This is a genomic window from Corynebacterium marambiense (genome assembly GCF_016342275.1).
Classification (GTDB): domain Bacteria; phylum Actinomycetota; class Actinomycetes; order Mycobacteriales; family Mycobacteriaceae; genus Corynebacterium; species Corynebacterium marambiense.
Genome location: NZ_JAEIOT010000005.1, coordinates 389,411 through 415,998 on the forward strand (window position 1 = coordinate 389,411; position 26,588 = coordinate 415,998).

23 protein-coding genes and 1 riboswitch are annotated in these 26,588 nt (G+C 65.6%); of the genes, 17 read left to right on the forward strand and 6 right to left on the reverse strand.

Annotated features, from left to right (window positions below; genetic code table 11):
- Positions 1-71: 71 nt before the first annotated feature.
- The 3 genes from JDV76_RS04440 (at position 72) to JDV76_RS04450 (ending at position 3,503) form a co-directional block, all read left to right on the forward strand.
- Entirely contained in the window at positions 72-1,247 is a 1,176-nt protein-coding gene (locus tag JDV76_RS04440; protein ID WP_198735664.1) for a hypothetical protein, read from the forward strand.
- Positions 1,248-1,365: 118 nt separating this feature from the next.
- Entirely contained in the window at positions 1,366-2,469 is a 1,104-nt protein-coding gene (mnmA, locus tag JDV76_RS04445) for a tRNA 2-thiouridine(34) synthase MnmA (RefSeq protein WP_198735665.1), read from the forward strand.
- Complete coding sequence (locus JDV76_RS04450; RefSeq protein WP_198735666.1) at positions 2,466-3,503, forward strand: uroporphyrinogen decarboxylase/cobalamine-independent methonine synthase family protein; 1,038 nt, start codon at positions 2,466-2,468, stop codon at positions 3,501-3,503. Before mnmA ends, JDV76_RS04450 begins: the two co-directional genes overlap by 4 nt.
- On the opposite strand, the gene JDV76_RS04455 is transcribed toward JDV76_RS04450, so the two are convergent.
- Both JDV76_RS04455 and JDV76_RS04460 read right to left on the reverse strand, forming a co-directional pair.
- Positions 3,500-3,763, reverse strand: a complete 264-nt coding sequence (locus tag JDV76_RS04455; RefSeq protein ID WP_198735667.1) for a helix-turn-helix transcriptional regulator — start codon at positions 3,761-3,763, stop codon at positions 3,500-3,502. The two genes, JDV76_RS04450 and JDV76_RS04455, sit on opposite strands and share 4 nt — an antisense overlap.
- A 723-nt stretch (positions 3,764-4,486) precedes the next feature.
- Entirely contained in the window at positions 4,487-5,158 is a 672-nt protein-coding gene (locus JDV76_RS04460) for a 3'-5' exonuclease (RefSeq protein ID WP_198735668.1), read from the reverse strand.
- A gap of 114 nt (positions 5,159-5,272) precedes the next feature.
- On the opposite strand from JDV76_RS04460, the gene ligA reads away from it, so the two are divergent.
- The gene (gene ligA, locus JDV76_RS04465) at positions 5,273-7,342 is read left to right on the forward strand and encodes an NAD-dependent DNA ligase LigA (protein ID WP_198735816.1); all 2,070 of its coding nucleotides are present in this window, start codon (positions 5,273-5,275) and stop codon (positions 7,340-7,342) included.
- A 22-nt stretch (positions 7,343-7,364) separates the two neighbouring features.
- On the opposite strand, the gene JDV76_RS04470 is transcribed toward ligA, so the two are convergent.
- Together JDV76_RS04470 and JDV76_RS04475 are read right to left on the reverse strand one after the other, a co-directional pair.
- Complete coding sequence (locus JDV76_RS04470) at positions 7,365-8,024, reverse strand: ACT domain-containing protein (RefSeq protein WP_198735669.1); 660 nt, start codon at positions 8,022-8,024, stop codon at positions 7,365-7,367.
- 161 nt (positions 8,025-8,185) lie between these two features.
- A complete protein-coding gene (locus JDV76_RS04475; protein WP_232958890.1) occupies positions 8,186-8,590 on the reverse strand; it encodes a pyridoxal-phosphate dependent enzyme in 405 nt (134 codons plus the stop codon).
- 448 nt (positions 8,591-9,038) lie between these two features.
- Here JDV76_RS04475 and gatC point away from each other — a divergent pair, with 448 nt between their 5' ends.
- Positions 9,039-9,338, forward strand: coding sequence for an Asp-tRNA(Asn)/Glu-tRNA(Gln) amidotransferase subunit GatC (gatC, locus tag JDV76_RS04480; protein WP_198735671.1), 300 nt, complete (start codon positions 9,039-9,041; stop codon positions 9,336-9,338).
- The gene (gene gatA, locus JDV76_RS04485; RefSeq protein ID WP_198735672.1) at positions 9,339-10,832 is read left to right on the forward strand and encodes an Asp-tRNA(Asn)/Glu-tRNA(Gln) amidotransferase subunit GatA; all 1,494 of its coding nucleotides are present in this window, start codon (positions 9,339-9,341) and stop codon (positions 10,830-10,832) included.
- Positions 10,833-10,918: 86 nt separating this feature from the next.
- On the opposite strand, the gene JDV76_RS04490 is transcribed toward gatA, so the two are convergent.
- The gene (locus tag JDV76_RS04490) at positions 10,919-11,239 is read right to left on the reverse strand and encodes a hypothetical protein (protein ID WP_198735673.1); all 321 of its coding nucleotides are present in this window, start codon (positions 11,237-11,239) and stop codon (positions 10,919-10,921) included.
- Between the two features lie 87 nt (positions 11,240-11,326).
- Positions 11,327-11,548: riboswitch (cobalamin riboswitch) on the forward strand.
- A gap of 114 nt (positions 11,549-11,662) precedes the next feature.
- Between JDV76_RS04490 and JDV76_RS04495 the strand changes: the two genes are divergently transcribed.
- The 11 genes from JDV76_RS04495 to JDV76_RS04545 all read left to right on the forward strand — a co-directional run bounded on the left by JDV76_RS04495 (position 11,663) and on the right by JDV76_RS04545 (position 24,023).
- Positions 11,663-12,700 carry a FecCD family ABC transporter permease gene (locus JDV76_RS04495; protein ID WP_198735674.1) on the forward strand — a complete coding sequence of 346 codons (1,038 nt, stop codon included), beginning with the start codon at positions 11,663-11,665 and terminating at the stop codon, positions 12,698-12,700.
- A complete protein-coding gene (locus JDV76_RS04500; protein WP_198735675.1) occupies positions 12,700-13,467 on the forward strand; it encodes an ABC transporter ATP-binding protein in 768 nt (255 codons plus the stop codon). The genes JDV76_RS04495 and JDV76_RS04500 overlap by 1 nt, the downstream gene beginning before the upstream one ends.
- Positions 13,468-13,518: 51 nt before the next feature.
- Positions 13,519-14,637 (forward strand): ABC transporter substrate-binding protein, encoded by a 1,119-nt coding sequence (locus tag JDV76_RS04505; protein ID WP_198735676.1) that lies wholly within the window; start codon positions 13,519-13,521, stop codon positions 14,635-14,637.
- 57 nt (positions 14,638-14,694) lie between these two features.
- Positions 14,695-15,453 carry a MerR family transcriptional regulator gene (locus tag JDV76_RS04510; protein WP_198735677.1) on the forward strand — a complete coding sequence of 253 codons (759 nt, stop codon included), beginning with the start codon at positions 14,695-14,697 and terminating at the stop codon, positions 15,451-15,453.
- Positions 15,454-15,534: 81 nt separating this feature from the next.
- The gene (locus JDV76_RS04515) at positions 15,535-16,290 is read left to right on the forward strand and encodes a MerR family transcriptional regulator (RefSeq protein WP_198735678.1); all 756 of its coding nucleotides are present in this window, start codon (positions 15,535-15,537) and stop codon (positions 16,288-16,290) included.
- A complete protein-coding gene (locus JDV76_RS04520) occupies positions 16,287-17,567 on the forward strand; it encodes an MFS transporter (protein ID WP_198735679.1) in 1,281 nt (426 codons plus the stop codon). Before JDV76_RS04515 ends, JDV76_RS04520 begins: the two co-directional genes overlap by 4 nt.
- Positions 17,568-17,594: 27 nt before the next feature.
- A complete protein-coding gene (locus JDV76_RS04525) occupies positions 17,595-19,013 on the forward strand; it encodes an MDR family MFS transporter (RefSeq protein ID WP_248140891.1) in 1,419 nt (472 codons plus the stop codon).
- Positions 19,014-19,023: 10 nt separating this feature from the next.
- Positions 19,024-20,055: a 6-phosphofructokinase gene (locus tag JDV76_RS04530; protein ID WP_198735680.1), complete on the forward strand. Its 1,032-nt coding sequence runs from the start codon at positions 19,024-19,026 to the stop codon at positions 20,053-20,055.
- Positions 20,056-20,159: 104 nt separating this feature from the next.
- Positions 20,160-20,702 carry a VanZ family protein gene (locus tag JDV76_RS04535; RefSeq protein ID WP_198735681.1) on the forward strand — a complete coding sequence of 181 codons (543 nt, stop codon included), beginning with the start codon at positions 20,160-20,162 and terminating at the stop codon, positions 20,700-20,702.
- A gap of 95 nt (positions 20,703-20,797) precedes the next feature.
- Positions 20,798-22,303 carry an Asp-tRNA(Asn)/Glu-tRNA(Gln) amidotransferase subunit GatB gene (gene gatB, locus JDV76_RS04540; protein ID WP_198735682.1) on the forward strand — a complete coding sequence of 502 codons (1,506 nt, stop codon included), beginning with the start codon at positions 20,798-20,800 and terminating at the stop codon, positions 22,301-22,303.
- A gap of 421 nt (positions 22,304-22,724) precedes the next feature.
- A complete protein-coding gene (locus tag JDV76_RS04545; RefSeq protein ID WP_198735683.1) occupies positions 22,725-24,023 on the forward strand; it encodes a YkvI family membrane protein in 1,299 nt (432 codons plus the stop codon).
- Between the two features lie 71 nt (positions 24,024-24,094).
- On the opposite strand, the gene JDV76_RS04550 is transcribed toward JDV76_RS04545, so the two are convergent.
- The gene (locus tag JDV76_RS04550; RefSeq protein ID WP_198735684.1) at positions 24,095-26,560 is read right to left on the reverse strand and encodes a polysaccharide lyase 8 family protein; all 2,466 of its coding nucleotides are present in this window, start codon (positions 26,558-26,560) and stop codon (positions 24,095-24,097) included.
- Positions 26,561-26,588 lie beyond the last annotated feature (28 nt).

Genomic DNA, 26,588 nt, shown 5'->3' on the forward strand with positions numbered 1-26,588 from the left:
CGCGGGTGAAGACCTGCACCGTCAGCGGTAGCATGGGCCCTTTCCACGTATCCGACGAACGGAGTTCACCGGTGCCCACCCCAACCGACCAGCGCCCCCTACTCCTGTTACTAGCGGCAGCGGTCCTGCCACTGGTCTTCGTGGCCGCGTGTTCTTCCGGCCCCGCCGACACCACCGCGGCAGGGTCCTCCGTGAACCCGGTGGAGACGGCGACGGCCACCCCCGCCACCATCCACGACAACCGGTTGATCATCGTTAGTGGCAATGACGACTCGACCGAGGTGGGAGTGGTCACTGCTCCTGATGGGACCATCACCACCCTGGTATCCGGCCCCGGGTCGATCCGCCCCGCGGTGGTCCGACTCGCCGACGGCGCTGTCGCCGTCGCGGACTCCTCCGGAGTCACCGTTTTCGACGCCGATCTTGCGGAGATCGCCCACGCCGGGGGCGATGCCACCGGGTTCGTCACGCATGCCGTCGGTTCGGCGGATGGTCACGACGCCACCTTCGCCTACGCGGTTGGCGACGGCCAGCATCCCGACCGGCACCTCCTGGTCACCGTCACCACCGGCGGAGAGTCCTTCACCACGACCTCGAACTCGGTGCCGGTCGGGTTGACGGTATGTACCGACGGACATGTCTCTTGGTTGGAGGCCGCGTCTCCGGACGCCAGCTTCGACGGCGGAGAACTCGGCAGGGACGTCGCGGTCTCGCGGATCAACGTCTCGGCGTCACACGGCCCGGACGTTGACGTCCTGCCCGCCGGACCGGCGCCGGTGTGGGGCCGTGCAGGCTGCGGTGACACGGTGAGTTGGGTGGCCGGCGATGGTACCGCCGTGACCGTCGGCGACGGCGAAGCCACCCGCACCGTCATCGACACCTTCCGCCCCGCGTCCGAGGTTCGAGGAATCGACACCTCGGAGGGCACCACGGTCGACGGTACGATCTACCGCATCAGCGGAGACGGACTGCTTGAGAGCTACACCTTCACCCCGGAACCCCGGTTCCGCAGCGTCGATTCCGAGCTCACCGGGATCACCGGCGCGACGATTACCGGTGGTGGCGAGGGGCACGCATTCGGTGTCGCCTGGGGTGGTGATCTATCGGCTGCCTCGTTGTCCGTGACGGCGTTCGATCCGACAGATGCCGGATGCACCGAGAACATCGGAGTTGTCGCCCTTCAGGCGGACACGACCCTGCTTGCCGCGACGCTCCGGGGAGGGGTGGAACTATCCTGCGGACGGTGAGTTTCACCCGGTTGGGCTGAACCTCCCACCGACCGCTACCCTGGGGCACGGTTCACCGCGCGGTTGGTGTGGTATCTAGCCATGAACGGGATCAGGGAGACACGGGAGGACTGTGACGATGCGAGTACTTGCGGCGATGAGCGGCGGCGTGGATTCCGCCGTCGCCGCGGCCCGGGCGAAGGCTGCCGGCCATGAGGTCACCGGGGTCCATCTGGCGCTCTCTCGTGATCCGCGGACCGTCCGGGAGTCCGCCCGTGGCTGTTGCTCCCTGGAGGATTCCGCCGATGCCCGTCGCGTCTGCGACGCCCTCGGCATCCCCTTCTACGTCTGGGATTTTTCGGAGCGTTTCCGTGCTGAGGTCATCGACGACTTCATCGACTCTTACGCAAACGGGGAGACTCCCAACCCCTGCCTGCGGTGCAACGAGAAGATCAAATTCGCAGCGCTGCTGGAGCGTGGTGTCGCACTCGGCTTCGATGCGGTGGCGACCGGACACTACGCCCGCCTGACCCAACCGTGTGACGGTGGGGACGGTTACCTGCGACGCGCGGTCGATCCGAACAAGGACCAGTCCTATGTCCTTGGTGTCCTCGGCTCCGAGGAGATTAGCCGCTGCATGTTCCCGGTGGGGGACACCGTCAAGCCCGAGATCCGGGCGGAAGCCGCCGACATGGGATTCGCGGTGGCGAAGAAACCCGACTCCTATGATATCTGCTTCATTCCAGACGGTGACACCCAGGCGTTCCTCGGGAGGCACATCGGGTTGCGGCCCGGCATGGTCGTCGACGAGACCGGCCGCGAGCTCCGCGACCATGACGGTGTCCACGCGTTTACCATTGGACAGCGTAAAGGGCTGCGTCTCGGGGTTCCGGCCGCGGACGGGAGGCCCCGGTACGTCACGGACATCGATGCCTCCACCGGGACGGTCACTGTTGGCCCCCGGGAGAAACTCGCGGTCTCGGTGATACACGCGGACCGGTTGAAGGTCCTGCACCCGGGAATGACCGGCGAGTTCGATTGCGAGGTCCAGGTCCGTGCCCACGGCGGCATTGTTCCGTGCCGGGCACGTGTCGACACTGAGGGCGATCGCATGGAACTCACGCTCCGCGATCCCCTCTCCGGTGTCGCCCGTGGGCAGGCTGCCGTGCTCTACCTCCCGGACCCCGGCGGGGACATCGTCATCGGCTCCGGCACCATCTGTCGGACGGAATCCGCGGGATGACCACCGACGACACATCCACCCGTGGATTCGGCCTCGGCCCCATGCCCGGAACGGACATGGCGGTGGCGGCCGAGATTGTGCTGGGGGAGAACGGTGATCTCCCCGCGTTCCCGGAGTTGCCCGCGCGGGGTGTCGGTCACGACTCGGTTGGACGTACGGCGGTCCTCCTGGAGGGGCTGAATGTCGAACCAGGTCCTAGGGGATGGCGTCTGTGCACCCGACCGCAGCTGCTCACGCGACGCGCCATGGACGGTGTTGAATCTGATCTCGACATCTGCGGGGACGTGTGGGGCTCCGGAATCGGGAAACTGAAGATCCAGATAATAGGCCCCTGGACACTTGCCTCCGCCGTCGAGCTGCCGAACGGTCATCGCGCAGTGACAGACCCCGGGGCGCTCCGTGACCTCACCGGGGCGCTGGTCCACGGAACTCTGACTCATGTGGCGGATGTACGGCGTCGGTTCGGTGCGGACATTGTCGTTCAGGTGGACGAGCCGCTGCTGGACACTGTGTGCCGGGGCCGTCTGCGGGGTACATCAGACTACGAGAGCATCCCTGCCGTCGCAGCTCCGGATGCCGCAGACCGGTTGCGTGTCCTCACCGATGGGCTACGCGGTGCCGGGGTACCGGAGGTACTGCTCAACCTCTCCGCGGCTCCCCCGCTCTGGGAAGTCGCCGGTAGATGCGGTGCGAATACAGTGTTGCTCAATGCACGGCATGTTGTCGGTTCTAGACAGCTCGACGGTCTCGGTGCCGCTGTGTCCGGGGGAATCAGGATGGGACTCGGGGCGATCCCCGTCAGGGCGCCCGGGTTCCCCGAGGCCGGGGAGCTGAATGAGTACTCACGGGATACCGCGGTGCGGATCGCCCGCCTCTGGGATGAGCTGGGGCTCCATCGAAATCTGCTTACCACGATGGTAGATGTGCATCCCTGCGGCGGCCTGTCCAGCGTACCGGTGTCCATCGCGGCCCGTGTGCTTGCGACGGCTCGCACCGTCGCCGTGATGCTGGCTCGGGATGCCGGAGATCTCTAACCGGTTTCCTCCAGGAAACCGTCCTCGATCATTCGTGCCTTCATTGCGGACTTGGTTCCCGCGTCCCGCCCCACCGCATGGTATTTGTGCCGCACAGTGGTGATGTGGCTGCGGACGGTGTTCTCTTGAATGGTCAGGCAAACGGCTGCGGCGGCCTTTGAACGTGACCGGAACCAGGTTTGGGCGACTTCGATCTCCCTCCGGGTTAACCGGGGAATCGGTGACGTAGTATCGCGCGCTGCATCCAGGATCTGGGTCATGGTATATCCCTTTGTTTTGCCAGGCTGGTCAACGAGTGTGAGGTACAGCATCAGCGCTGCCCCGCCTTTGATCGTGGCACCCGCGGGACTCGGTTCCAAGCCGTCAATTCCGAGGGTGTGGAACACGACACATCAGAAGTGCAGTCCAGTTTTGACGTTTAACGTGCAGGAATGGTGGACTATCGCGGGCAGGGGAGGACTTCTTTGGTCGTCGAATCCAGTTTGTTCGCGGGACACCCCCGGGGGTGGTCGCCACGTTCCACCGGCCCATGACCGGAGCGGGGTGCGTCTCGCTGCCAGTCGATCCGGGCCGTCGACTTCGAGGAAACCACCATCCGGTGCCCCGCCACGCAACAACGGAGGACGAACGCAAGCTTTCCGCTGTGTCTCGGCGATGTCAGCGGCGACCATCCTGGCCGATGTCTCTGCCGCGACGGGCACGCCGTAGGGGAGGGAACCCAACGCCCGCCTACGGTCCTCTCGACGGTCGATGACGCCATGGCTGCATCTCGGGGCGGCCAGATGAGGGTGAACGCGATATTCACCGGCAGGGTGACCACCGTAATGCTTCTTCAGCATGAGATCCATGACATGTATGCCCGGATGGTCCGGTACCCCGCGGGCGACGTCTGCAGCGCTCCGATCTCCCCGCACTCGGATCCACCGACACCGGTGCCCTCGTCTCCGGTATCCGGGACACCCTCTACAGGTATCCGCCTGTGATCAGCCCCGCATCGGCCACGAGGTGCTGATGTCCGAGGAATCGCGGCCGCGCCCCTCGAAGTAGCGCTTCAGGCTGGTCTGCGAGTTGTGGTGCCAGACCGCCTGGTTCTCCATGAGCTCGTCGGTGTCCATGGACACCAGCTCCGGCCATTTGCGGGCCTGCACCCACGCCACGCGGGCCGCGGCGACCGCATCGGAGGTGGCCTCGTGCGCGTTGTCCAAGCGGACCTTGTAATGCTCGCACAGGGATCCGAGTGTCCGGCGGCCTTTCCGGTACGGATCCTTCGCGCGGTCGATCACGTAGGGGTCGAACACCGGCCCGGTGACGGTGAAATCCCCGGTGAGTTTCCGTAGCACCGTCAGGTCGTAGGCAGCGTTGAAGACGATCAGCGTCAGGCCCTCCGACCAGCCCTTGTGGATGCGTTCCACGGTCTCCGCGAGAACCTCGTCGTGCGGTCGTCCGTGTTCACGGGCGTACTCGGTGGTGATTCCGTGGATCTCGGCGGCCTGGGCTGGGATCTCCACCCCGGGGTCGGCCAGCAGCTCGACGGGGTCGACGTTCCCGCCCTTGATGTGCACCATCGCCGAGGTGACGATGCGGGCCTCGATGGGGTTCGCCGATGTGGTCTCCAGATCGAAGGAGAGCATCGCGGAGGGATCGAAGTTCGTCATGCCACAACCCTAGACAAGACACTATCGATACGTGACCGATGGGCCGTAGGGTACGTCCGACGGGCCGTTAGACTGGCAGCCGTGACTCAGAGCGATAACATTCCCGAAGAACGGATCGGTTCCACGGCGGGCGGTGACGACACCGAACTCCGTAGACGGTGGTCCGAACTCGCGGAGAAGATCCGGTACCACCGGGATCTCTACTACAACGACCAGCCCTCGATTCCCGACGCGGACTTCGACGCCCTTTTCGGGGAGCTCCAACGGCTCGAGGCCGAGCACCCTGAACTCGCGGTGCCGGACAGCCCCACGATGGAGGTCGGGGCACCAGTCACGGAGACCTCAAGTTTCGCGAACGTCGAGCATCTGGAACGGATGCTGAGCCTCGACAACGTCTTCGACACGGGGGAACTGGACGACTGGCTGACCCGCACCCCCGCCACCAGGTACCTCACCGAGCTCAAGATCGACGGCCTCTCGATAGATCTCGTCTACCGGGATGGACGCCTCGAACGGGCCGCCACCCGCGGTGACGGTCGGATCGGCGAGGACATCACCGCCAACGCCCGGGTCATCGATGACATCCCGCACGAGCTGACCGCAACCCCCGATCACCCGGTGCCCGCCCTGCTCGAGGTCCGGGGGGAGGTGTTTATCGCCATCGGGGACTTTGCGGAGGTCAATGCTCGCCGGATCGCCGACGGCGGCAAACCATTCGCCAACCCCCGGAACGCGGCCGCTGGCTCCCTGCGTCAGAAGAACACCGCAGATGTGCGGAAACGCCGGCTGCGAATGATCTGCCACGGAATCGGGGCGGTGGAGGGATTTACCCCGCGGTCCCAGCACGATGCGTACCTCGCGCTCGCGGACTGGGGTCTGCCGGTCTCGCCCTACACGCGGGCCGTCGACTCCGCCGCCGAAGTCCATGAGCGGGTGCGTTACTGGGCCGAGCACCGCCACGATGCGACCCACGAGATGGACGGCGTGGTGATCAAGGTTGATGATCTCGCGGCTCAGCGGGCACTCGGTTCGACGTCGCGCGCGCCCCGGTGGGCGATCGCCTACAAGTATCCCCCGGAGGAGGTCACGACCCGACTCCTGGACATCCAGGTCGGCGTCGGGCGAACCGGACGGGTCACGCCCTTCGCCGTGATGAAGCCGGTTCTCGTCGCCGGGTCCACCGTGTCGATGGCGACCCTGCACAATCAGACCGAGGTGCGCCGCAAGGGGGTGCTGATCGGTGACACTGTGGTCATCCGGAAGGCGGGGGAGGTCATCCCCGAAGTCCTCGGGCCGGTCGTCGAGAAACGCGACGGAACCGAACGCATCTTCGTGTTCCCCACGCTCTGTCCCGAATGTGGGACCCGGCTCGCCCCGACCCGTGCCGAGGACGCCGACTGGCGCTGCCCCAACGCCCGCAGCTGCCCCGGTCAGCTGTCCGCCCGACTGACGTACCTCGCCGGTCGTGGGGCCTTCGACATTGAGGCACTCGGGGAGAAGGGGGCGATCGACCTCATCCGCAGCGGGATCCTCACCGACGAGGCCGGGATCTTCGCGCTCACCGAGGAATCGCTGGCGCGATCATCGGTCTACACGACGAAGACCGGGAAGGTGAATGCCCAGGGGCAAAAGCTGCTGAAGAATCTGCGGGAGGCCGCCGAACGCGTCGAACTGTGGCGCGTGCTCGTCGCCCTGTCCATCAGGCACGTCGGGCCGACGGCGGCGCGGGCACTCGCCGGGCACTTCCGATCCCTGGACGCGATGCGCGCCGCAGATGTCACCGAACTTGCCGAAACCGAGGGCGTGGGCGAGGTCATCGCCCGGAGTTTTCTCGACTGGTTCGAGGTGGACTGGCACCGCGCGATCGTCGACGCCTGGGCGGAAGCCGGAGTGACCATGGAGGATTCTGCTGAAGATCTCCCTGAGCAGACCCTCGCTGGCCTGACCGTGGTCGTCACGGGCTCACTCGAGAACCACACGCGGGACAGCGCAAAGGAGGCCATCATCTCCCGGGGCGGAAAAGCCTCCGGTTCGGTGTCGAAGAAGACCGACTTCGTGGTCGTCGGAGAGAACGCCGGATCTAAGGAGACGAAGGCGCGGGAACTCGGTCTGACGATTCTCGATGAGGCGGGCTTCGATCTGCTCCTGGCTGCAGGCGCGCAGGCAGTGGCGGCCGGCGACTGAACGCCCGCCGCCACCGCTGTGGCTACTTCAGGATCGAGCCGATGATGTCGCCCAGATGTCCTAAGTGCTCGACCTCGCTGGCGAGGAAATCTGGTCCACCGGGGCGTCCGACGACGAGTGCCAGGCTTGTCCCACGGATCGGCGTGGCGGCGAGCGCTGAGTCCAGCAGGGCCCAGGAATCCGGGATCCAGGTGTCCCGGTCCGGGTCGAGGACGCGGGCCGTCCCGATCGTCGTCTGTGGGTTCGAGCCGTCATCCTCCGGTGCCGCCTGGGACGCTGCGATCCGGTTGAGCCGCGGTTCGGTGTCGACGACGACACCCCAGCCTGACGTCATCGTGCGGGGGAGAACGGTGACCAGCTCGGTCATCGCCCGGTTGATGTTCCGGCGGTGTCTGGCCACCAGAGCGAGCATCTCGATCTGGCCGCGTCGGTCGACGGTCCCGGAGAACGGGCGGATGGAGTCGACCTGGACGCCGTCCACTTGTTCGGCGGCGCTGATCAGGGAATCCGGGAGCAGCGTCGGGGGAAGGGAGACGACGATGTCGTCCATCGCGGTGCCGTCCGGGAACGTCGACACGACGTCGACGGACTGGATGTTGCCCTCCACCAGGCCGAGCGCTTCCGCTAGCTGGCCGAGGCTTCCCGGGACATCGGGCAGGAGCACGCGGAGGAGGTAGGACATCGTCAGCAGGTGACCTTTCGCGGGTTGTCGTCGTTCTCCCCGGTGAGGGAGGGTGCCGCCGGAAGGAATCGGAGGACACCGGCACCATGCCGGTGAACCGGTATGGCGGGCACCGGTTCACTCAGACAACGCCCGTGACGCCGTCTGAGTTCCCGTGCGTGTCAGCGAACGAGTGATGCCAGCTCATTTGTGTCGGCGTTTCCCCCGGTCACCGGCATCACACAGTGTCGGGAAACGAGTTTTCCGGCCCGATGATCGGCGAGCAGTCCGGCGAGAGCCGCCGGCCCCGCACCCTCGGCCAGCGCGTGGGCCCTCGTGGCCAGCAGCACCCGGGCCTCGTCGATCTCGCTGTCGTCGACGAGGATGAAGTAACCCAGGCCGCGCATGATCTCCTGCGTGTCTTGGAAACTGGACCCGGTGGCCAGTCCCGCCGCCCGTGTCGCCGGGGTGACGGTCGGCGGTTCACCGGTGGACCAGGCCTGGTGTGCGGCCGGAGCCTGGGCCGACTGCACACCGACGATCCGGTACCCCGGTGCGAGCGCGTCGCGGATAGTGAGCGCCCTCAGGCACCGGTACCACTACCGACCGGAACATAGATCACCTCCAGATCTGGCTGCCGCCGCAGCAGCTCCAGATAGATCCCGCCGTGGCCCGCGATGATGTCGGGGGGATCCGGGCTGATAAACGTCCTGTCGACGTCGTCGTCCGGACCATCCGTGAACTGGCCTCGACGTGGGACTCCGCCTCCGGGAGATGACGTCCCGTGGTGGCGGGCCCGGGTCCCGGCCGGGTCGACGGCGTTCCGTCCGTGGTTCGACCGTGGCCGACGGCAGTGCGATCCCGGTCCTCCGGCGGCTGGCCGGCGGGCGTCACCGTGCGGTGCGTTAAAGTGGTGGGAACACAGACAACGTGACGTACCGACCCAGTCACCCCGTCCGGTTCCCGACCGGCGGCGGAACTGATCCGGGAGGTGCGTTCCGACGTGACCATGACGCGAAAAGAGGAAGCACAGACGTGTCCCAGATTTCCCGTGAAGAGGTGGCACACCTCGGCAAACTGTCCCGGTTGGCCCTCACAGACGAAGAGCTCGACGCCTTCGTCGAACAGATCGACGACATCATCGCCAACGTCAGTGCGGTCCGGAGCGTCGACGCCTCGGACGTTGAACCGATGAGCCACCCGCACGCCATCCAGACCCCGATGCGCGAGGATGCCGTTCTGCCGACCCTCTCCGCCGAGCAGGCGCTCGATCAGGCGCCTGCCGTCGAAGAGCAGCGTTTCCAGGTTCCGCACATCCTCGGGGAGGAGGACTAGATGACCACCGATCTGCGCTACACCGCCTCCGGCGATGAACTGACCAGGCTGACGGCTGCCGAGCTCGCCGGGAAGATCCACTCCCGCGAGATCACCTCCGTTGAGGTCACCCAAGCCCATCTCGACCGCATCAGTGCCGTCGACGGTGAGATCCACGCCTTCCTCCACGTCGGTGACGAGGCGGCCCTGGCGGCCGCCGCCGATGTCGACCGTGTCCTCGACGCGGGCGAGGAACCGGCCTCCGCACTGGCGGGTGTACCGCTCGCGCTGAAGGACGTGTTCACCACCACCGACGCTCCCACCACCTGTGGCTCGAAGATGCTCGAGGGCTACATGAGCCCCTACGACGCCACGGTCACTGGCCGGATCCGGGCCGCGGGTATCCCGATCCTGGGCAAGACCAACATGGACGAGTTCGCCATGGGCTCATCCACGGAGAATTCGGCCTACGGCCCGACCCGCAACCCCTGGGATCTGGAGCGCACCGCGGGCGGGTCCGGCGGTGGTAGCGCCGCTGCCCTTGCCTCTGGTGAGGCGCCGCTCGCCATCGGCACCGACACCGGTGGTTCCATCCGCCAGCCAGCCGCGCTCACCGACACCGTCGGGGTGAAGCCCACCTACGGCACCGTGTCCCGCTACGGGCTCGTTGCCTGCGCCTCATCCCTGGACCAGGGCGGTCCGACGGCCCGCACCGTCCTCGACACCGCGCTGCTGCACGAGGTCATCGCTGGTCACGACCCCTTCGACGCGACGAGCGTCAACCGCCCCGTGGCCGACGTCGTCGGCGCCGCCCGCGCCGGTGCCTCCGGTGATCTCAGCGGTGTGCGGATCGGTCTGGTCAAGCAGTTCGACCGTGAGGGGTTCCAGCCCGGTGTCCTCGACTCCTTCCACGCCGCCGTCGAACAGCTGAAGAGCCAGGGCGCGGAGATCGTCGAGGTCGACTGCCCGCACTTCGACGAGGCACTCGGTGCCTACTACCTGATTCTCCCGTGTGAGGTGTCCTCCAACCTCGCCCGTTTCGACGGTATGCGTTACGGTCTCCGCGAGGGCGATGACGGCCAGCACTCCGCTGAAGAGGTCATGTCGCTGTCCCGTGCCGCCGGGTTCGGCCCCGAGGTCAAGCGCCGAATCCTGCTCGGCACCTACGCCCTGTCCGTCGGCTACTACGACGCCTACTACCTGCAAGCACAGCGGGTGCGCTCGCTCATCGCCCGGGACTTCACCCGCGCCTATGAGCGGTGCGACGTGCTGATCTCCCCGACGACGCCGACCACGGCGTTCAAGCTGGGGGAGAAGGTCTCCGACCCGATGGCGATGTACAACTTCGACCTGTGCACGCTGCCGCTGAACCTCGCCGGTGTGTGCGGTATGTCGCTACCCTCGGGTCTCGCCGCGGACACCGGGCTTCCCGTCGGCCTGCAGATCATGGCCCCGGCGTTCGCCGATGACCGGCTCTACCGCGTCGGCGCCGCGTTTGAGGCCGGCCGGGGCTGACGCTCCCTCGTTGACGACTGTCTGTACAGAAGAGAGGGGCCGGTATCCGGATACCGGCCCCTCTCCGCGTGCTGAGGGATTGCGGACTAGCCGCGGTCGCTCGCCAGGTACGCGGCGGCGGCTGTGGCGCCGGTGACGGTGAGGACGGCGGGCCAGGAGCCCATCTTCTTCGCCAAGGGATGCGAGGCGCCGAACGCCCCGACGTAGAGGGAAGTCAGGGCGGTGGCCGTGACGGGCCCCTTCTTCACCGCCCAGCTGCGGGCCGCCCAGACGCCCGCGGCGCCGAGCAGCACCCCGCCGAGGGGACGGATCCCGGTCTCGCGGGCTGTGATCCACCCACCGATCAGCCCGGTGGTGACCACGGCTGCTGTGTTGACGTCTTCGGCCTTCTTCAGTGTCATGTCCATGCCCACTACCTTAGAACGTGCGCACTCGCGCGGGGGAGATGTGAGTGAATCTGCTGCGGTCGCAGGCAACCCCTGTTACGATTTCGGGGATTCTTCCAGTGAGCCGGTCGGGCAGCAGTGCCCGCGAACGAAGAGGGAACCCGGTGTGAATCCGGGACTGGCGCGCAGCGGTGAGAGAGAAGTTCCACGGAGTGTGACCGACCCCCACAACGGGCGTCGGGGTCACTGGCGGTCGATACCGCCGGGAAGGCCGGCTTCGTGGGACGGTGATCCTCGAGTCCGAATACCTGCCGGCTCAGCTAGTTCAGAGGTCCGTGCCGCGCGATCCGGTGCACCCAGATGGCCCGGGTAATTCCGGGCGAGGAGCGTTAGCGTGACTGCTTTCCGTCACAACTTCCCCACGCGCCCCGGAGAGGGCGCCGAGTGTTCAGACGGCTGAAGACCCCGGTTCTCTTCGTTCTGCTACTCATCCTCGGGGCCGCCAGCTTCGTTGTATCCCTCACTTTCGGATCCGTGGAGTACAGCCGCGTCGAAGTGTGGACCGTGGTCCGCGCGCATCTCGGCGGCGGAGTCGGACCCGATCCGGCCGTCGACGCCATCGTCTGGCAGCTCCGCGCGCCGCGGGGGCTCCTCGCCCTGATCGTCGGCGCGGGTCTCGCGGTCTCGGGGGTCGCCATGCAGACCCTCGTGCGCAACCCCCTCGCGGACCCCTACCTGCTGGGCGTGTCCGCGGGCGCGAGCGTCGGGGCCACCGCGGTGATCACCCTCGGAATGTTCAGCTCCTTCGGCGTGTGGGCGCTGTCCGGCGGCGCCCTCGTCGGGGCGCTCGGCGCCACGGCCACGGTGTATGCGGTCACCGTGATCCAGGGCGGCATCACGCCCCTGCGGCTGATTCTCTCCGGAGTGGTGCTGTCGTCGGCGTTCTCCGCGATCGCGAGCTTCCTCGTGTTCCGTTCCCCGGAGTCTCGGGCGGCACAGTCGGTGATGTTCTGGATGCTTGGTTCCGTCGCCGGCGCCCAGTGGGACCGCGTGGTCTTGCCCCTGGGTGTCGTCATGGTGGGGGTCGTGATCCTCATGTCGCTGTCCTCCCGGCTCGACGCGCTCGCCGCGGGCCCCGACACCGCCGCCGCACTCGGGGTGCGGGTCGGGCTGCTCCGTCAGGCACTGTTCTTCATCCAGGCGCTCCTGGTCGGGGCGATGGTAGCGGTCTCCGGGGGAATCGGCTTCGTCGGCCTCGTCATCCCGCACCTCGCCCGACTCATGGTCGGTTCCCTGCACATCCGGCTGCTGCCCATCGCCGCCGCGACCGGGGCGGTGTTCCTACTGTGGGTGGACGTGCTGTCCCGGGTCGCGGCGGCACCGCAGGAGATACCGCTCGGTGTCGTGACCGGAATTCTCGGTGCACCGCTGTTCCTGCTGCTCATGGGGCGCAACAGGTACCGCTACGAGGGGCACAGCTGATGGCGGACATGAAGATCGACGCGCTGGACTGCGGCATCGGGCGGACGACGATCCTGCGGGACGTCACCTGGGCCGCAGAGCCGGGCACCATGACGGCCATCGTCGGCGTCAACGGAGTCGGGAAATCGACCCTGCTGCGATGCCTGGCCGGAATCACCCGCCCCCACGCCGGCGGGGTCCACATCGACGGACGGAACGTGCACCGCCTGCCACCCCGGAAACGGGCGAAACTGGTCACGTTCGTCGGGCAGGAGGAAACCCCACCAGGGGACCTCACGGTCGGCGAGACGGTGGCCCTCGGCAGGCTGCCGCACCGGCGCCCCTGGGAGTTTGGTGGCCGTCGGGAGAACGAGATCGTCCACAGCAGCCTCGCACTCGTCGGAATGGAATCCGAGATCGACCGCCCGTGCGACCACCTGTCGGGAGGGCAACGCAGGCGGGTCCTGCTCGCCCGGGGACTCGCGCAGGAAACCCCGGTGATCTTCCTCGACGAGCCGACCAACCACCTCGACGTCCACCATCAACTGCACCTGCTCGGGGTGCTGCGTTCGACGGGCCGGACGGTGATCGCCACCGTCCACGACCTCGATCTCGCGATGGTCTACTTCGACAGTGTCGTCCTGCTCCACGGGGACGGTGTGCTCGCCGCCGGTCCGTCCGGGCAGGTGCTCACCCCGGACCGGATGCGGACCGCCTTCGATGTCGGGGCCCTCATCGCGGACCTGGATCAAGCACGGAACCCGCACCTGATCGTCGACACGCTCTGAGCGACCGATGGTCAACCATTCACCATCCACCACCCAACCAAGGAGAACATCATGAAGAACACAACCAGGGCGCTCATCGCCGTACTGGCCACCTCGACCCTGCTGATCGGCTGCTCCGGAGGAGACTCTGGCACGACCGCTTCAACCGACACGACAGCGAGCGGTGGGAAAACCACCGAGGCGGCAGGCACCAAGATGGCCCAGGGGCCGGTAACCGTGGAGAACTGCGGCACCGAGGTCACCTTTGATGCCACCGACAAGCTCTTCGTCAACGATGGCAACATCATCGCCACCGTTCTGTCCGCCGGGGGACATGACAGGATCGCCGAGGTCAGCTCGCTGCAGCGGGACCGCGACATCCTCGCCGCCAAGTACGGCGCCGACGTCGTCGACGGGCTCAAGGACGTCGCTGAGAAATACCCCTCGCTCGAGCAGATCGTCGCGGAACAACCGGACATCTACGTCGCAGGCTGGAACTATGGGCTGTCCGATGAAAAGAACATCACCCCCGACTCCCTCGCCGACCGGGGCATCGGCACCTACATCCTCACCGAGGCGTGCCGCCAGGAGGGGAGCGATGCCCGCGGGATCGTGGATCCGTGGACCGCAGTGGAGACCGACTTAGCCAACATGGGTAAGATCGTTGGGGCCTCCGACACCGCCCAGGCCGTGATCCGGGATCAGAATGAACGCCTGAAGGCACTGGCGGACGCTCCGCAGCCCGAGAGCCGCCCCGTGGTGTTCCTCTTTGATTCCGGCACGGACGCCGTGTTCACCTCCGGGCGATTCGGCGCTCCGGAGTCGATTCTCAATGCCGCAGGCGCAGAGAACGGGGCGCACGACGTCGAGGACACCTGGGTCCAGGTCGGGTGGGAGAAACTCGCGGCGTCGGCACCCGATGCGTTCGTGTTCGTCGAGTATCCCGGCCAGGAACTCGATGAGAAGATCGAGCTGCTGCGCACCAACCCGGTGACCCGCGACCTGCCCGCCGTCAAGGAGAACAGGTTCATCAACCTGCCCTACGCGATGTGGACCGCGGGCCCGCTCAACATCGACGCTGCCGAGCACGTCCGCAAGGGCCTGGAGCATCTCGAACTCGTCCCCGCGTCCAACATCGTCCCCGAGCTGAAGCTGCCGGCGTCCGTCCCGGGGCAGGAGTACTTCAGCTGACATCGGCGACACCGCGTCGTTGCGGGTGTCGCAGGGGCAACGCCTAATCTCAGCGCTATGCCCATGACGCTCATGATCCGTGACCTCGCCGCGTTCGCCGAGGTCACCACCCGCACGATCCGGCACTACCACGACATCGGTCTCATGCCGCCCGCAGGTCGGGACGGATCCGGACAGCGTATATACGTGCCGGCGGACGCGGTGCGCCTGGTCCGGATCCGGAACCTCATCGAGGCGGGGTTCAGTCTGAACGACATTCTCGATGTTCTTCCGCCCGGCGCCGGGGAGATAGACGGGAACGTCTACACCGCGATACGGCAGCGGGTCGACAGGCGTCTCGACGCCGAGGAGAAGGCACTGCGGGCACGGCGGAGAAGGCTCGGGGAACTCGCGGACCCGGACCGCATCGGGCTTCCCGCCGAGGCCATCGAGATACTCGGGGAATGGCGCCGGATCGGGGTCCGCGAGGAGCTGATCGCGGCGACTCGGGCGACGTGGACGGTTTGTGCGGTGGTCTTCCCTGACCGGTTCCATGAACGACTCCGCTACGGTGTCGCCGACCTTGCCGACCCGGAGTACCGGCAACTGCTCACCGCGATCTCCGGGTTGTGGGAAGCATCCCTGGACGACCCTGCGGTCGAGCACACCGCCCGTAGGCTGGCTGCCTATCTCCGTACCGTGTATGGCCCGGACATGGCGCAGTTCGTGACCCCGGACTCCGCCGTTGTCGATTCCGTCATCGAATTCTATCCACCGGCACTCGTGCGGTTCAATGACCTCGTCTACCGGCTGTACGCCGTCGACGGAGATCAGTGAACAGGTCGGGCGATCGACTGAGGGAACCGTTCCCCCGGATCTCTTGCGGTTGCCCCAACGGAAGCAACTAGCGTCCCAACCATGACGATGCTCACCATCAGCGAACTGGCCGCCTTCGCGGGGGTTTCAGCGCGGACGATCCGGCACTACCACGACATCGGGCTCATGCCGCCCGCCGGTCGGGACAGCGCGGGGCGACGGATCTACGTCCCGGCCGACGCCGTACGGCTCGCCCGGGTCAGGTCCCTCGCCGAGGCTGGATTCACGTTGACGGACATCCTCGAGGTGCTCCCCGTCGGCGTCACCGAGGTGGACACCGGGGTCTTCGCCCGGGTCCGGGCACGGGTCGCCGAGCGCCTCGCGGAGGAGGCGACGGTGATCTCCGGCCAGCGCAGGCATCTCGCCGGGCTGGACTCGCCGGAACTCGTCGGGCTGTCCGACGGGAGCGAGGTCCTGTTCCGCCGGTGGCGGGAGATCGGGGTCGCCGAGGAATTCATCCGTGCAATCGGCCAGGTATGGGTCGTCTGCCGGACGCTGTTCCCGGACACGTTCGACGACGGCGTCCGGTGGGCGACCGAAGCCCTCGAGTCCGCGGAGTACCGGGTGCTGCTCCGGGACGTCAGCCACCTGTGGACGCTGGAGCCGGACGATCCTCTCGTGGCGGAGATCGCCCGCCGGGCGGCCGACTACATCCGGCAGCTCGATGAGGAGGAACTCCGGAGGGGAGAGTTCCCCGCATCGGTCGTGCTCGACTCCGTCATCGAGGACATCCCTCCGGCCATGATCCGGTTCAACGAACTGGTCGGACAGCTCACGGACATGGAGGTCGTACGATGACGACCGGCACCCCGGCGCGCCACCGCGCCTCCGCGTGGCTGTATTTCTCCTCCGCGGGGCTCTCACAGTTCGGCAACTCCATCGCGCTGATCGCCTGGCCGTGGCTTATCCTCGAACGCACCGGGGATCCCGCCGCCGCGGGCACCGTCGTCGCGGTCACCGCGGTCGCCGGACTGATCGTGTCCTTCATCGGGGGTCAGTTGATCGACACGCTCGGACGCAAACCAATGAGCGTGATCTCCGACGTGATCAGCGGTCTGTCCATCGTCGCACTCATCATCGTCGATGCCTCCCTGGAATTGACACTCGCCTGGTTCATCGGGCTCGCTGTGTTCGGCGCCGTCGGCGACGTGCCCGGAATGGCCGCCAGGCAGTCGCTGCTCGGCGACGTCTCGGCCACGTCCGGGGTGTCCCGGGACAGACTCGCCGGGATCATGCAGACACTCGTGGGCGTCGCCGGACTGATCGGGCCCGCACTCGGAGGCGTGCTGATGGCGGTGCAGCCGGTGATCACGGTGCTGTGGATCACCGCGGGCTGTTCCCTGGTCTCCGCAGCGTTGACCGCGGCTGTGCGGGTGACGCACACCGGTGGCTACGCCAGGGACATGGACTCGGAGGTTCCCGATATGAGTGTCGTGCGCCAGTGGCGCGACATCCTCACCCACCCCATCGTCCGTCTCCTGCTCATCATGCAACTGGTGTCCACTATGCTCGTCGTCCCGTACCTGGTCATCCTGCTGCCCGCCCATTACCAGGCCGTCGACGCACCGGCCGTGATGGGAGCGGTGCTCGCCACCTACGCCGTCGGATTCGTCATCGGCGGCGGACTGGCCACGGTCCTGGGCACCCAACGCAGGCGGACGCTCTGGGCGATCACCACCGTTCTGTTCATCCTGTCGTTCCTTTTCCTGGCAGGACTCGGCAGTGATCCGCTCGTGTTCACCGGAATGGTGCTCGCCGGAATCGGAGCCGGTCTCTTCGGCCCGCTGAACCTCGTCCTGATCACCGAAACCGTCCCCGACCGGGTGCGCGGACGGACCCTGTCCCTGTTCACCGCCGCCGGAAACCTCAGCCAACCGTTCGGACTCACCGCAACCGCACCACTGATCGCCGCCTTCGGCATCTACCGCACGGCCCTCGGCATCGGACTCAGTTTCTTCCCGTTCGGAATCTGGGCCGGGATCCGTGGTGTGCGCATCGTTCCGCCGGCACCCGTTCCAGAAACTGATCGCGGCAATGAGCATGACACAGGGAGTGGATCGGGCGCAGGACAGTAGCAACAGCAGTAGTCGTAGTATGGGCGGGTGACCGAGACCCGTACCGCATCCCCCGTCCTACCTGAGAAACAGGCCTGGCGCGCACTCGCTGCTCTGTGCATTGGTTTCTTCATGATCCTTCTCGACCAGACGGTGGTGGCGGTGGCGACGCCGCAATTTCAGACTGAACTGGGTGCTTCACTCAACGCGGTCGTCTGGGTCACGTCGATCTACCTCATCACGTTCGCAGTGCCGCTCCTGGTCACCGGACGTCTTGGTGACAGGTATGGTCAGCGCAACGTGTACCTCGTCGGCATGATCATCTTCACCCTCTCGTCACTGGCCTGCGGACTAGCTCCCGGTATTGAGTGGCTCATTGCAGCACGAGCCGTTCAGGGGCTCGGGGCATCGATCCTCACCCCTCAGACCATGAGTGTGATCAACCGGATCTTCGCCAGGGAACGCCGAGGCGCGGCAATGGGTATCTGGGGGGCTGTTGCCGGGTTTGCGTCCCTTGCTGGCCCACTTCTTGGTGGCTTGATCACCGGCACCCTCGGTTGGCAGTGGATCTTCTTCATCAACATCCCCTTTGGGGTGCTGAGCCTGGTTATGGTCGTGAAGTGGGTACCGACCATGGACACGGTCACGCGCCGCGTAGACGGGCTCAGTGTACTGCTCTCCCTGTTCGCGGTGTTCGGCGTGGTCTATGCGATGCAGCAGGGGCCGAAGCTGCACTGGCCGACGTGGATCTGGCTCGTGTTCGTCGGCGGTCTGCTTTTCCTGGCGCTGTTCCTGCACCGGCAGCACACAGCGGGGGAGAAGGGGGCGGATCCCCTGATTCCGCTCGGGATCTTCCGGAACCGGAACTTCTCCATCGGCGCGTTCTCCATCGCGACGATGGGCTTCGCCGTGTCCTCAATCGCCCTGCCAATGATGATCTACCTCCAAGACGGGCTCGGGATGAGCGCGGAGAAATCTGGACTCATGCTCGTACCCACGGCCCTGATCTCTGGCTTCCTCTCTCCATTCGTGGGGCGGCTGGCCGACCGCATCCATCCGCGGATCCTGTCGATGATCGGCTTCGGTGCCATGACAGCTGCGGTAGGGATCCTGGCGAGCGTGATGCGTGACGGGGTATCCGTCTGGTGGATTCTCGTACCGGTCCTGCTCATGGGCGTCGGGCACGGATTCATCTGGTCGCCGAATTCCGCGACCGCGATGCGCGACCTGCCGCCACAGCAGCTCGGGTCAGCCTCGGGTGTGTACAACACCACACGGCAGGTCGGATCGGTCGTCGGTGCCGCGGCCGTCGGTGCCGCGATGCAGATCGGAGCTGCGCGAACGTCGATCGGCAACGCCATGGGCGACGCCGTAATCATCACCGCGTGCGTACTTTTCCTTGGCTTTGTGTCCGTTTCCTTTTTCAGGTCATCTTCCGAACGGGCATCGATCTGCTCGGCAGACTAGGATGGGTCATATGCGAATCGCTACACTGACCTCCGGCGGCGACTGCCCCGGCCTCAACGCTGTCATCCGCGGTATTGTCCGCACCGCTAGCTCGGACTACGGCTCAACTGTCGTCGGATACCAGGACGGTTGGGTTGGTCTCATGGAGGACCGCCGTGTCCAGCTTTACGACGACGAGTCGATTGACCGGATCCTTCTCCGGGGCGGCACGATTCTCGGAACCGGTCGGCTGCACCCCGACAGGTTCAAGAACGGCCTCGACCAGATCAAGGCGAATCTGGCAGATGCCGGCGTCGATGCCTTGATCCCCATCGGGGGTGAAGGAACACTCAAGGGTGCCAAATGGCTCTCTGACAACGGTATTCCCGTGGTCGGTGTTCCGAAGACGATCGACAACGACGTCAATGGAACCGACTACACCTTCGGTTTCGATACCGCCGTGTCCGTCGCCACGGATGCCATCGATCGGCTGCACACCACTGCCGAATCCCATAACCGGGTCATGATCGTCGAAGTGATGGGCCGTCACGTCGGTTGGATCGCGCTGCACGCGGGTATGGCTGGTGGCGCCCACTACATCGTGATCCCCGAGCAGCCCTTCGACGTCGCCGAAATCTGCAAGGCCATGGAGCGCCGCTTCCAGATGGGCGAAAAGTACGGCATCGTTGTCGTCGCGGAAGGTGCCATGCCCAAGGAAGGCACCATGGAACTCAAGTCCGGGGGAGTGGATCAGTTCGGGCATGAGATCTTCACCGGCATGGGGCAACAGATCGCCGATGAGATCCAGGCCCGGGCCGGACACGATGTCCGAACCACGGTCCTCGGACACATCCAGCGCGGCGGCACCCCGACCGCCTACGACAGGGTCCTGGCGACCCGCTACGGTGTGCACGCAGCCCGCGCCTGCCACACAGGAGACTTCGGAAAGGTTGTCGCCCTCAAGGGTGAGCACATCAACCTCATCGACCTCGAGGAGGCCGTCGGAACGCTGAAGCGCGTGCCGGAGGGACGCTACCGCACCGCCCAGGCGCTGTTCGGCTGAGACACCGTCAACATCCTCGTCGCCGCCCCGGAGGGAACACCGTCCCGCCGGGGCGCCGCCGATTCACAGGTACCGTCCAGGTGCGGTGGTTACACTGTGGCTCCATGCCTACCGTGACCCCCACAGAGAGTTTGCCGGTCGAACGCCGCCACATCGTGGTGGCACTGGCGCTCAACATCGCCGTCATCACGGTACTGACCCTGTTCAAGTTCATCTTCGTCATCGCGGGTCTCTGGTCCGCCGCAGCGCACCGGACCCGCGACATCCGGCTGATCCCGTTCGGTGAGTTGTTCACCGCTCATGTCTGGTATGGGCCGCCCCTCAACATCGCGGGCAACATAGCGCTGTTCCTTCCCTTCGGTGCTCTGGTGTGTCTCCTGCTCCGGGAGCGGTCCGACCGGATCCGGAGGACCGCACTGACCGCCTTCGGTCTCAGTCTCCTCATCGAGACACTCCAATTCGTCTTCGCCGTCGGATACTCGGATGTCGACGACCTCATGCTCAACACCGCTGGAGCCGCGGCCGGGGCGTGGTTCGCCGACCGATACAGCCCGCACCGGGACGGACTCATCATCGGTGTCTCCGTGGTGTTCGTGCTGATCATCTTCTTCCTGCTCGCACTCGGACCGAACCCCGGGAGAATCTGAGCCGCAGTCGGTCTAGATCCTCCCGGGGTATCCCTCACACTCGAAGTCGGGAGTGAACGCGCGGGCGCTGCCCGAGAGCCGTTAGACTGTCGGACATGACTGCTCCGGTAAATGATCTGATGGATTTCGATGAGGTACTCACGCGCTTCGACCCGGTGATGGGACTCGAGGTGCACGTCGAGCTGGCCACCGAGACCAAGATGTTCTCGGCGTCCTCCGCGAACTTCGGTTCCGCCCCGAACTCGAACGTTGACCCCGTCAGCCTTGGGCTGCCTGGTGCACTGCCCGTCGTCAACGCCAGGGGCGTCGAGTGGGCGATCAAGATCGGCCTCGCATTGAACTGCTCGATCGCGGAGTCCTCCCGCTTCGCCCGAAAGAACTACTTCTACCCAGACCAGCCGAAGAACTACCAGATCTCCCAGTACGACGAGCCCATCGCGTATGACGGATACCTCGACGTCGTCCTCGACGACGGGACCACGTGGCGCGTCGAGATCGAACGTGCCCACATGGAGGAGGACACCGGCAAGCTCACCCACCTCGGTGGTGCAGAGGGGCGCATCCAGGGGGCCACATACTCGCTGGTGGACTGCAACCGCGCAGGCGTTCCGCTCATAGAGATCGTGACCAAGCCGATCGAGGGTGCCGGTGAGCGTGCCCCGGAGGTCGCCCGCGCCTACGTCAGCGCGCTCCGTGACCTGGTCAAGGCGCTCGGCGTGTCGGATGCCCGCATGGACCAGGGTTCCATGCGCGTCGACTCGAATCTCTCGCTCCGGCCCATCGGACAGACCGAATTCGGCACCCGCACCGAGACCAAGAACATCAACTCCCTGAAGTCCGTCGAACAGGCCGTGCGCTACGAGATGCAGCGCCAGGCGCGCGTCATCACCGACGGTGGCTCCATCCGCCAGGAGACCCGGCATTACCACGAGACGGACGGCTCCACGACGGCCGGACGCATCAAGGAGACCGCCGAGGAGTACCGCTACTTCAACGACCCGGATCTCCCGCCGGTGATCGCCCCACGTGAGTGGGTCGAGGAGATCCGGGCGACCCTGCCCGAGCTGCCCTGGGTGCGCAAGGCTCGGATCCGCGAGGAGTGGAACCTCTCTGATGCGGAGATGCGCGATCTCATGAACGCCGGTGCCCTCGATCTCATCATCGCCACCGTCGAGGAGGGCGCGACCCCCGCGGAGGCGCGCTCCTGGTGGGTGTCCTACCTCACCCAGAAGGCCAACGAGTCGGGTGCCGAGCTCGAGCAGCTCGACATCACCCCGGCGCAGGTCGCCCACGTCGCGGCTCTGGTCAAGGAGGGGAAGCTGACTAACAAGCTCGCCCGCCAGGCTGTCGATGGCGTCCTGGCGGGTGAGGGCGACGTCGATGAGGTTGTCGCCGCGCGTGGTCTCGAGGTGGTCCGTGACGACGGGGCCATCGAGAAGGCCGTCGACGAGGCGCTCGCCGCGAACCCGGACATCGTGGAGAAGATCCGTGGCGGGAACGCCAAGGCCGGTGGCGCCATCGTCGGTGCGGTCATGAAGGCGACCCGCGGCAAGGCGGACCCAGCCCTGGTGAACAAGCTCATCGCGGAGAAGTGCCGCTGATCCTGCTCTGACGGCGGGGACTGCCGGTGGTGTGGCCGACCGCACCACCGGTTTTGTGTTCCCGGTTTAGGGGGATCTCGGTGGTCCCGCGACGCCCACCGAGACAGTGCAACCCTTGTCTCCCCTTCGCCGGGAAATACTGACCCGTCAACCTCCCCTGAAGAGGGTGGCCCGCTTCACCACGGAGAGTACCGTGTGCTCGTCTGCCTGTATGGGCATTTTATCGATTGCGTGCAGCACCGACGCCTTCGCCGGATTAGTTCTCTGAATGGCCTTACAACAGGAGAGAATCCGTGCCACAGATCCGACGAATGCGGGTTATCGGCTGCGACCTCGTTAGAATCTACCGTGGTGATTCCCGGTAACGGGAGGTCCCCACAAAACAGTGTTCGACGATTCTCCGGAGAGGGAGACCCCCAACATGTTGAAACGAGTAATGGCAATCGCGATGGCCTTCGTCGGCCTGAGCGTTGGAGCCGGATTCGCATCCGGGCAGGAGGTGCTCCAGTTCTTCGTTGTGTTCGGTCATGCCGGTCTCTGGGGGGCTGTTGCTGTCGCGCTGATGATGTGCGTCATCGGACTGGTCATCCTCCAGCTCGGTAGCTACTACCAAGCCACCGAGCACACCGCCGTATTCGACAAGGTGGCTCACCCCGTCGCTGCGAAATTCCTCGACGGCTCGGTGATGCTGACAATCTTCTCCCTGGGCATGGTCATGTTCGCCGGTGCCGGTGCGAACCTCAACCAACAGTTCGGTCTTCCCATCTGGGTCGGCGCCGTCATTTTGCTCGTGCTGGTCGTGGTGCTCGGTCGCCTCGACGTGGACAAGGTCAGCAACATCATCGGCGCGATCACCCCGGGCATCATTCTCTTTATCGTCATCGCCGCGGTCTACGCTTTCGCGACCGCACCTGATGACTGGTCACACCTCGAAGAGTCGGCCTCGACGATCCGCACCACCCTGCCAAACGTCTGGGTCGGAGCCCTGAACTACCTCGGTTTCTCCCTGATTGTCGTCGTCTCCATGTCGATCGTTATCGGCGGCTACTATCTCAACGCCCGGATCGCCGGAATCGGTGGTCTCCTCGGCGGCGGCATCTTCGGCCTGATGCTCTGTCTCGTCGCGTCCTCCCTGTTCCTCAAGGTTGACATGCTCAAAGACGACGCAATGCCGATGCTGACGCTCGTCGGGCTCATGCACCCGATCATGGGCACTCTCATGTCGGTCGCGATCTACGGCATGATCTTCAACTCGGCGCTCGGTATGTTCTACGCCCTGACCCGGCGTCTGACTGTGACCAAGCCGCAGAACTTTAACTCCACCTTCGTCATGGCCGTCCTGGTCGGATTCGTCCTGAGTTTCCTGGGTTTCCGTACCCTGGTCACCTACCTTTACCCGCTGCTGGGCTACGTCGGCGTGGCGCTGATGTTCGTCCTCGTCTACGCCTGGATACGGGACCGTGGCGTGATCGTCAACGAGGTCAAACGTCGTCAGCGCATCCGTGCCTTGGTCACCCGGAAACTCGATCCGGCGCGGAAGTTCACCGCAGTTCACCAACGTGAGCTGGCCCGCCGTCTGAAGGCCTCGAACATCGACGAGGAGGAGATGGCCGCGACCGTCCGGGAGAAGGTCGCACGCCAGCTCGACGAGGATGAATCCGTCGATTTCTCCATCGACGACAACTCATCCTCCGGACATGGTTCGTCGCGCGTCAACTGATCCGTTCAGCCCGGAGTATCGTGAGACGAAGCCCCGCTTTCCGTGGTAATCGGAAAACGGGGCTTCTAGTCTTACGAGGAGAAGAACGAGCTACTGCCGGTGCCACCCAGCCAGGAGCTCAGGCTCCCTGCGGATGACGGATCCTCGGGAGGCAGTGTTCCCTTCTTGCGAAGGACAACCTTGCGTGATGCGCCTTCGAGACCCGCGGTGTCCACGACGAGAGTGGTCACGTCAGGGGTCGCCGTCACGGTGACCCCCTCACCCGTGGATACCGGCCATTCTCCCGGTACCTTGATCGTCACCTGGGCCGCTTCCTGGGTCGGGTCCGCCGCGGTGACGGTAAGGTCGTCGCTGCCGTACTCGGCCAGTACGACGGCGGGCTGTGCGAACTCCCAAGTGGCGTAGGTGCCCGGCTTCCAGATCGCGAAGCCGGTGGCATCGCCGACCTGAACGACCTGGGCGTCGGCGTCGTTGCTTTCGATTTTCGCTGCGGCCGAGGGTCCGTTCAGAGCATCGGCGACCCGGCGGGTCTCCTCGGCGCTGGCCCTGGGTAACAGGATCCAGCCGCCCGATTTCTCGGACTCGCCGACGTGGTCGAACTGGATGGTGGCCCAGGTGCGGGTGACGGGTTCGTCGGCGCCCGGGTATCCGGTGCGGAACGGGTTGACGTTCAACCAGGTGTTGGTGCGGTCGTTGATGCTCGCCCGCACCGTTCCCGGGGTGAGGAAGACGTAGCCGGCGACGCCCTCCAGGTGCGCCCATGTCGGATCCTTGACCGTCGATTCTCCGGTGACCCGGTTGCCGTCGACGGTGAGCACCGCATTGCCGTTCTCACCCATGTTCCGGTGCTCGACGACAGTCAGCGCGGGGCTGTCCGGAGCCGTGACCCCGCCCACGAGCTCCACGACGGAATCCGGCGTTCCGAACCAGAGGCGCCGGGCCTCCAGACCGTTGAGATCGGGTCCGATCAGGTGCATGCCGGCGAGGCTGAGGGGTCCGCTGGTCAGGCCACCGGTCCATTCATTCTGCGGGGTATCCGTGCCCCAGGAATCGCCGACGCTGCGCCGGAGCTCCTGGTGGTCGACCGTTGTTCCGGTCGGCGCGGAGTAGTCAACGGTGCACCAGAAACCGTCCTCATACTGGCCCATGTTTTCCGGGAGCATGAGGTAGCGCATACCGCTTCCGGTCCGTGAACCGAGTTCGTTCTCCTGGTTTCCGTACTCGTACCAGGAGATCCGCTTGGAGCACATCGACACCGCCACGGTCCAGTTTGCGCTGCGGTGGACGAGGCGGTCCATGGAGGGGAACATCTTGGGTTCTGACAAGGCCGGGGCCGCGGGGAAACTCTTTGCACGGTTCACGAGCGCGAGCTGCGACATGCTGCTCGTTTTGGTGAAGTCGTTGTAGGTGTTGCGGTGGAGCCAGCCCGAGCAGAGGCCGCGCCAGCGATCCGCGTACTCGGCAGGCGCCCGCTCCGCGAGACGGATGATAGAGGTGAGGATGGAGATCCCGTGCGAAGATCCGGGCTCAACCTTCCGGGATACAGATCGACCACGGACGCCGTCGATGGCCTGCCCGTCCACGATGATTGGGATGTAGGCCTGGTCCACAAGGTAGTAGACGCGGTTCTTTCCGTCCTCGCTGATATCGAAGGAGGTTCCCGCGACCAGATCGAACATGAGTGACAGACCGGAGATCAGGACGTTGCCGTACGCGCCGGTGTAGGGGATGTGGGTGTGCTGGATGAAGGAACCGTCTCGGTAGAAACCATCGCCCGTCTTCACGTACTGCCAGGTCGCGGACAGGCCGTCCAGAGCATGACGGAGCCGTTCCTCGTCTTCGACTGCGATCGCGGCACACGCTACGGCGCGGCAGAGGTCCAGCCGGTTGGCACCGGTAGATATCTTACGGGCCGCGGCTCCCTTGTTGGCCTCCTGCTCGGTCGGGTCTGGAATGAAGTGGTTGATTCCCGCCGCGGCCTTGGCGAGGGTCTCTGCGGGGAGTTTGTCGCCCAGGAGACACATGATGTCGCCGATGGCCCGGGCAGCCCCTGACTCCCAATCCCACCAGTTGCCGTACTCGAACTGATCGGGGTTGTAGCGCAGTGTCAAGAAGCTGTCGAGAGCGCCGATCGCGGCGGACAGGACCTCGTCGCTTCCGAAGTGCTTCGAGCCGGGGATGGACCAGCCGTTGGCCAGGGCGAGGATGCTTCGGGCGGTGGAGGTGATGTCCGGGGACTTCTCGGCAGCCAGGTTCTTGCTTTTGAATACGGTGGCCGAAGCTTCCGCGCCTGTGGCCAGGTCTTCCAGTGCCCGGTCGACTGAGCGGTCCAGCGATGCGAGGAGGGGAACGAACGCCGCGTCATCGGGTTTGAAGAGGTTCCTGGAGGTGATGATGTCGATCCAGCGTTGACGCAGTTCAGCGAAGAGGGGCTCGGGCATCTCCGCTGCTGCGGCTTCCCGGAATACGCTTCCCATGGCTGCGATCACACCTGCCGCGGCTGATGCCTTGAGGAATGTTCGTCGGGTCAGATTCATGGGTACTCCTTCATATTCGGGCGCCGTG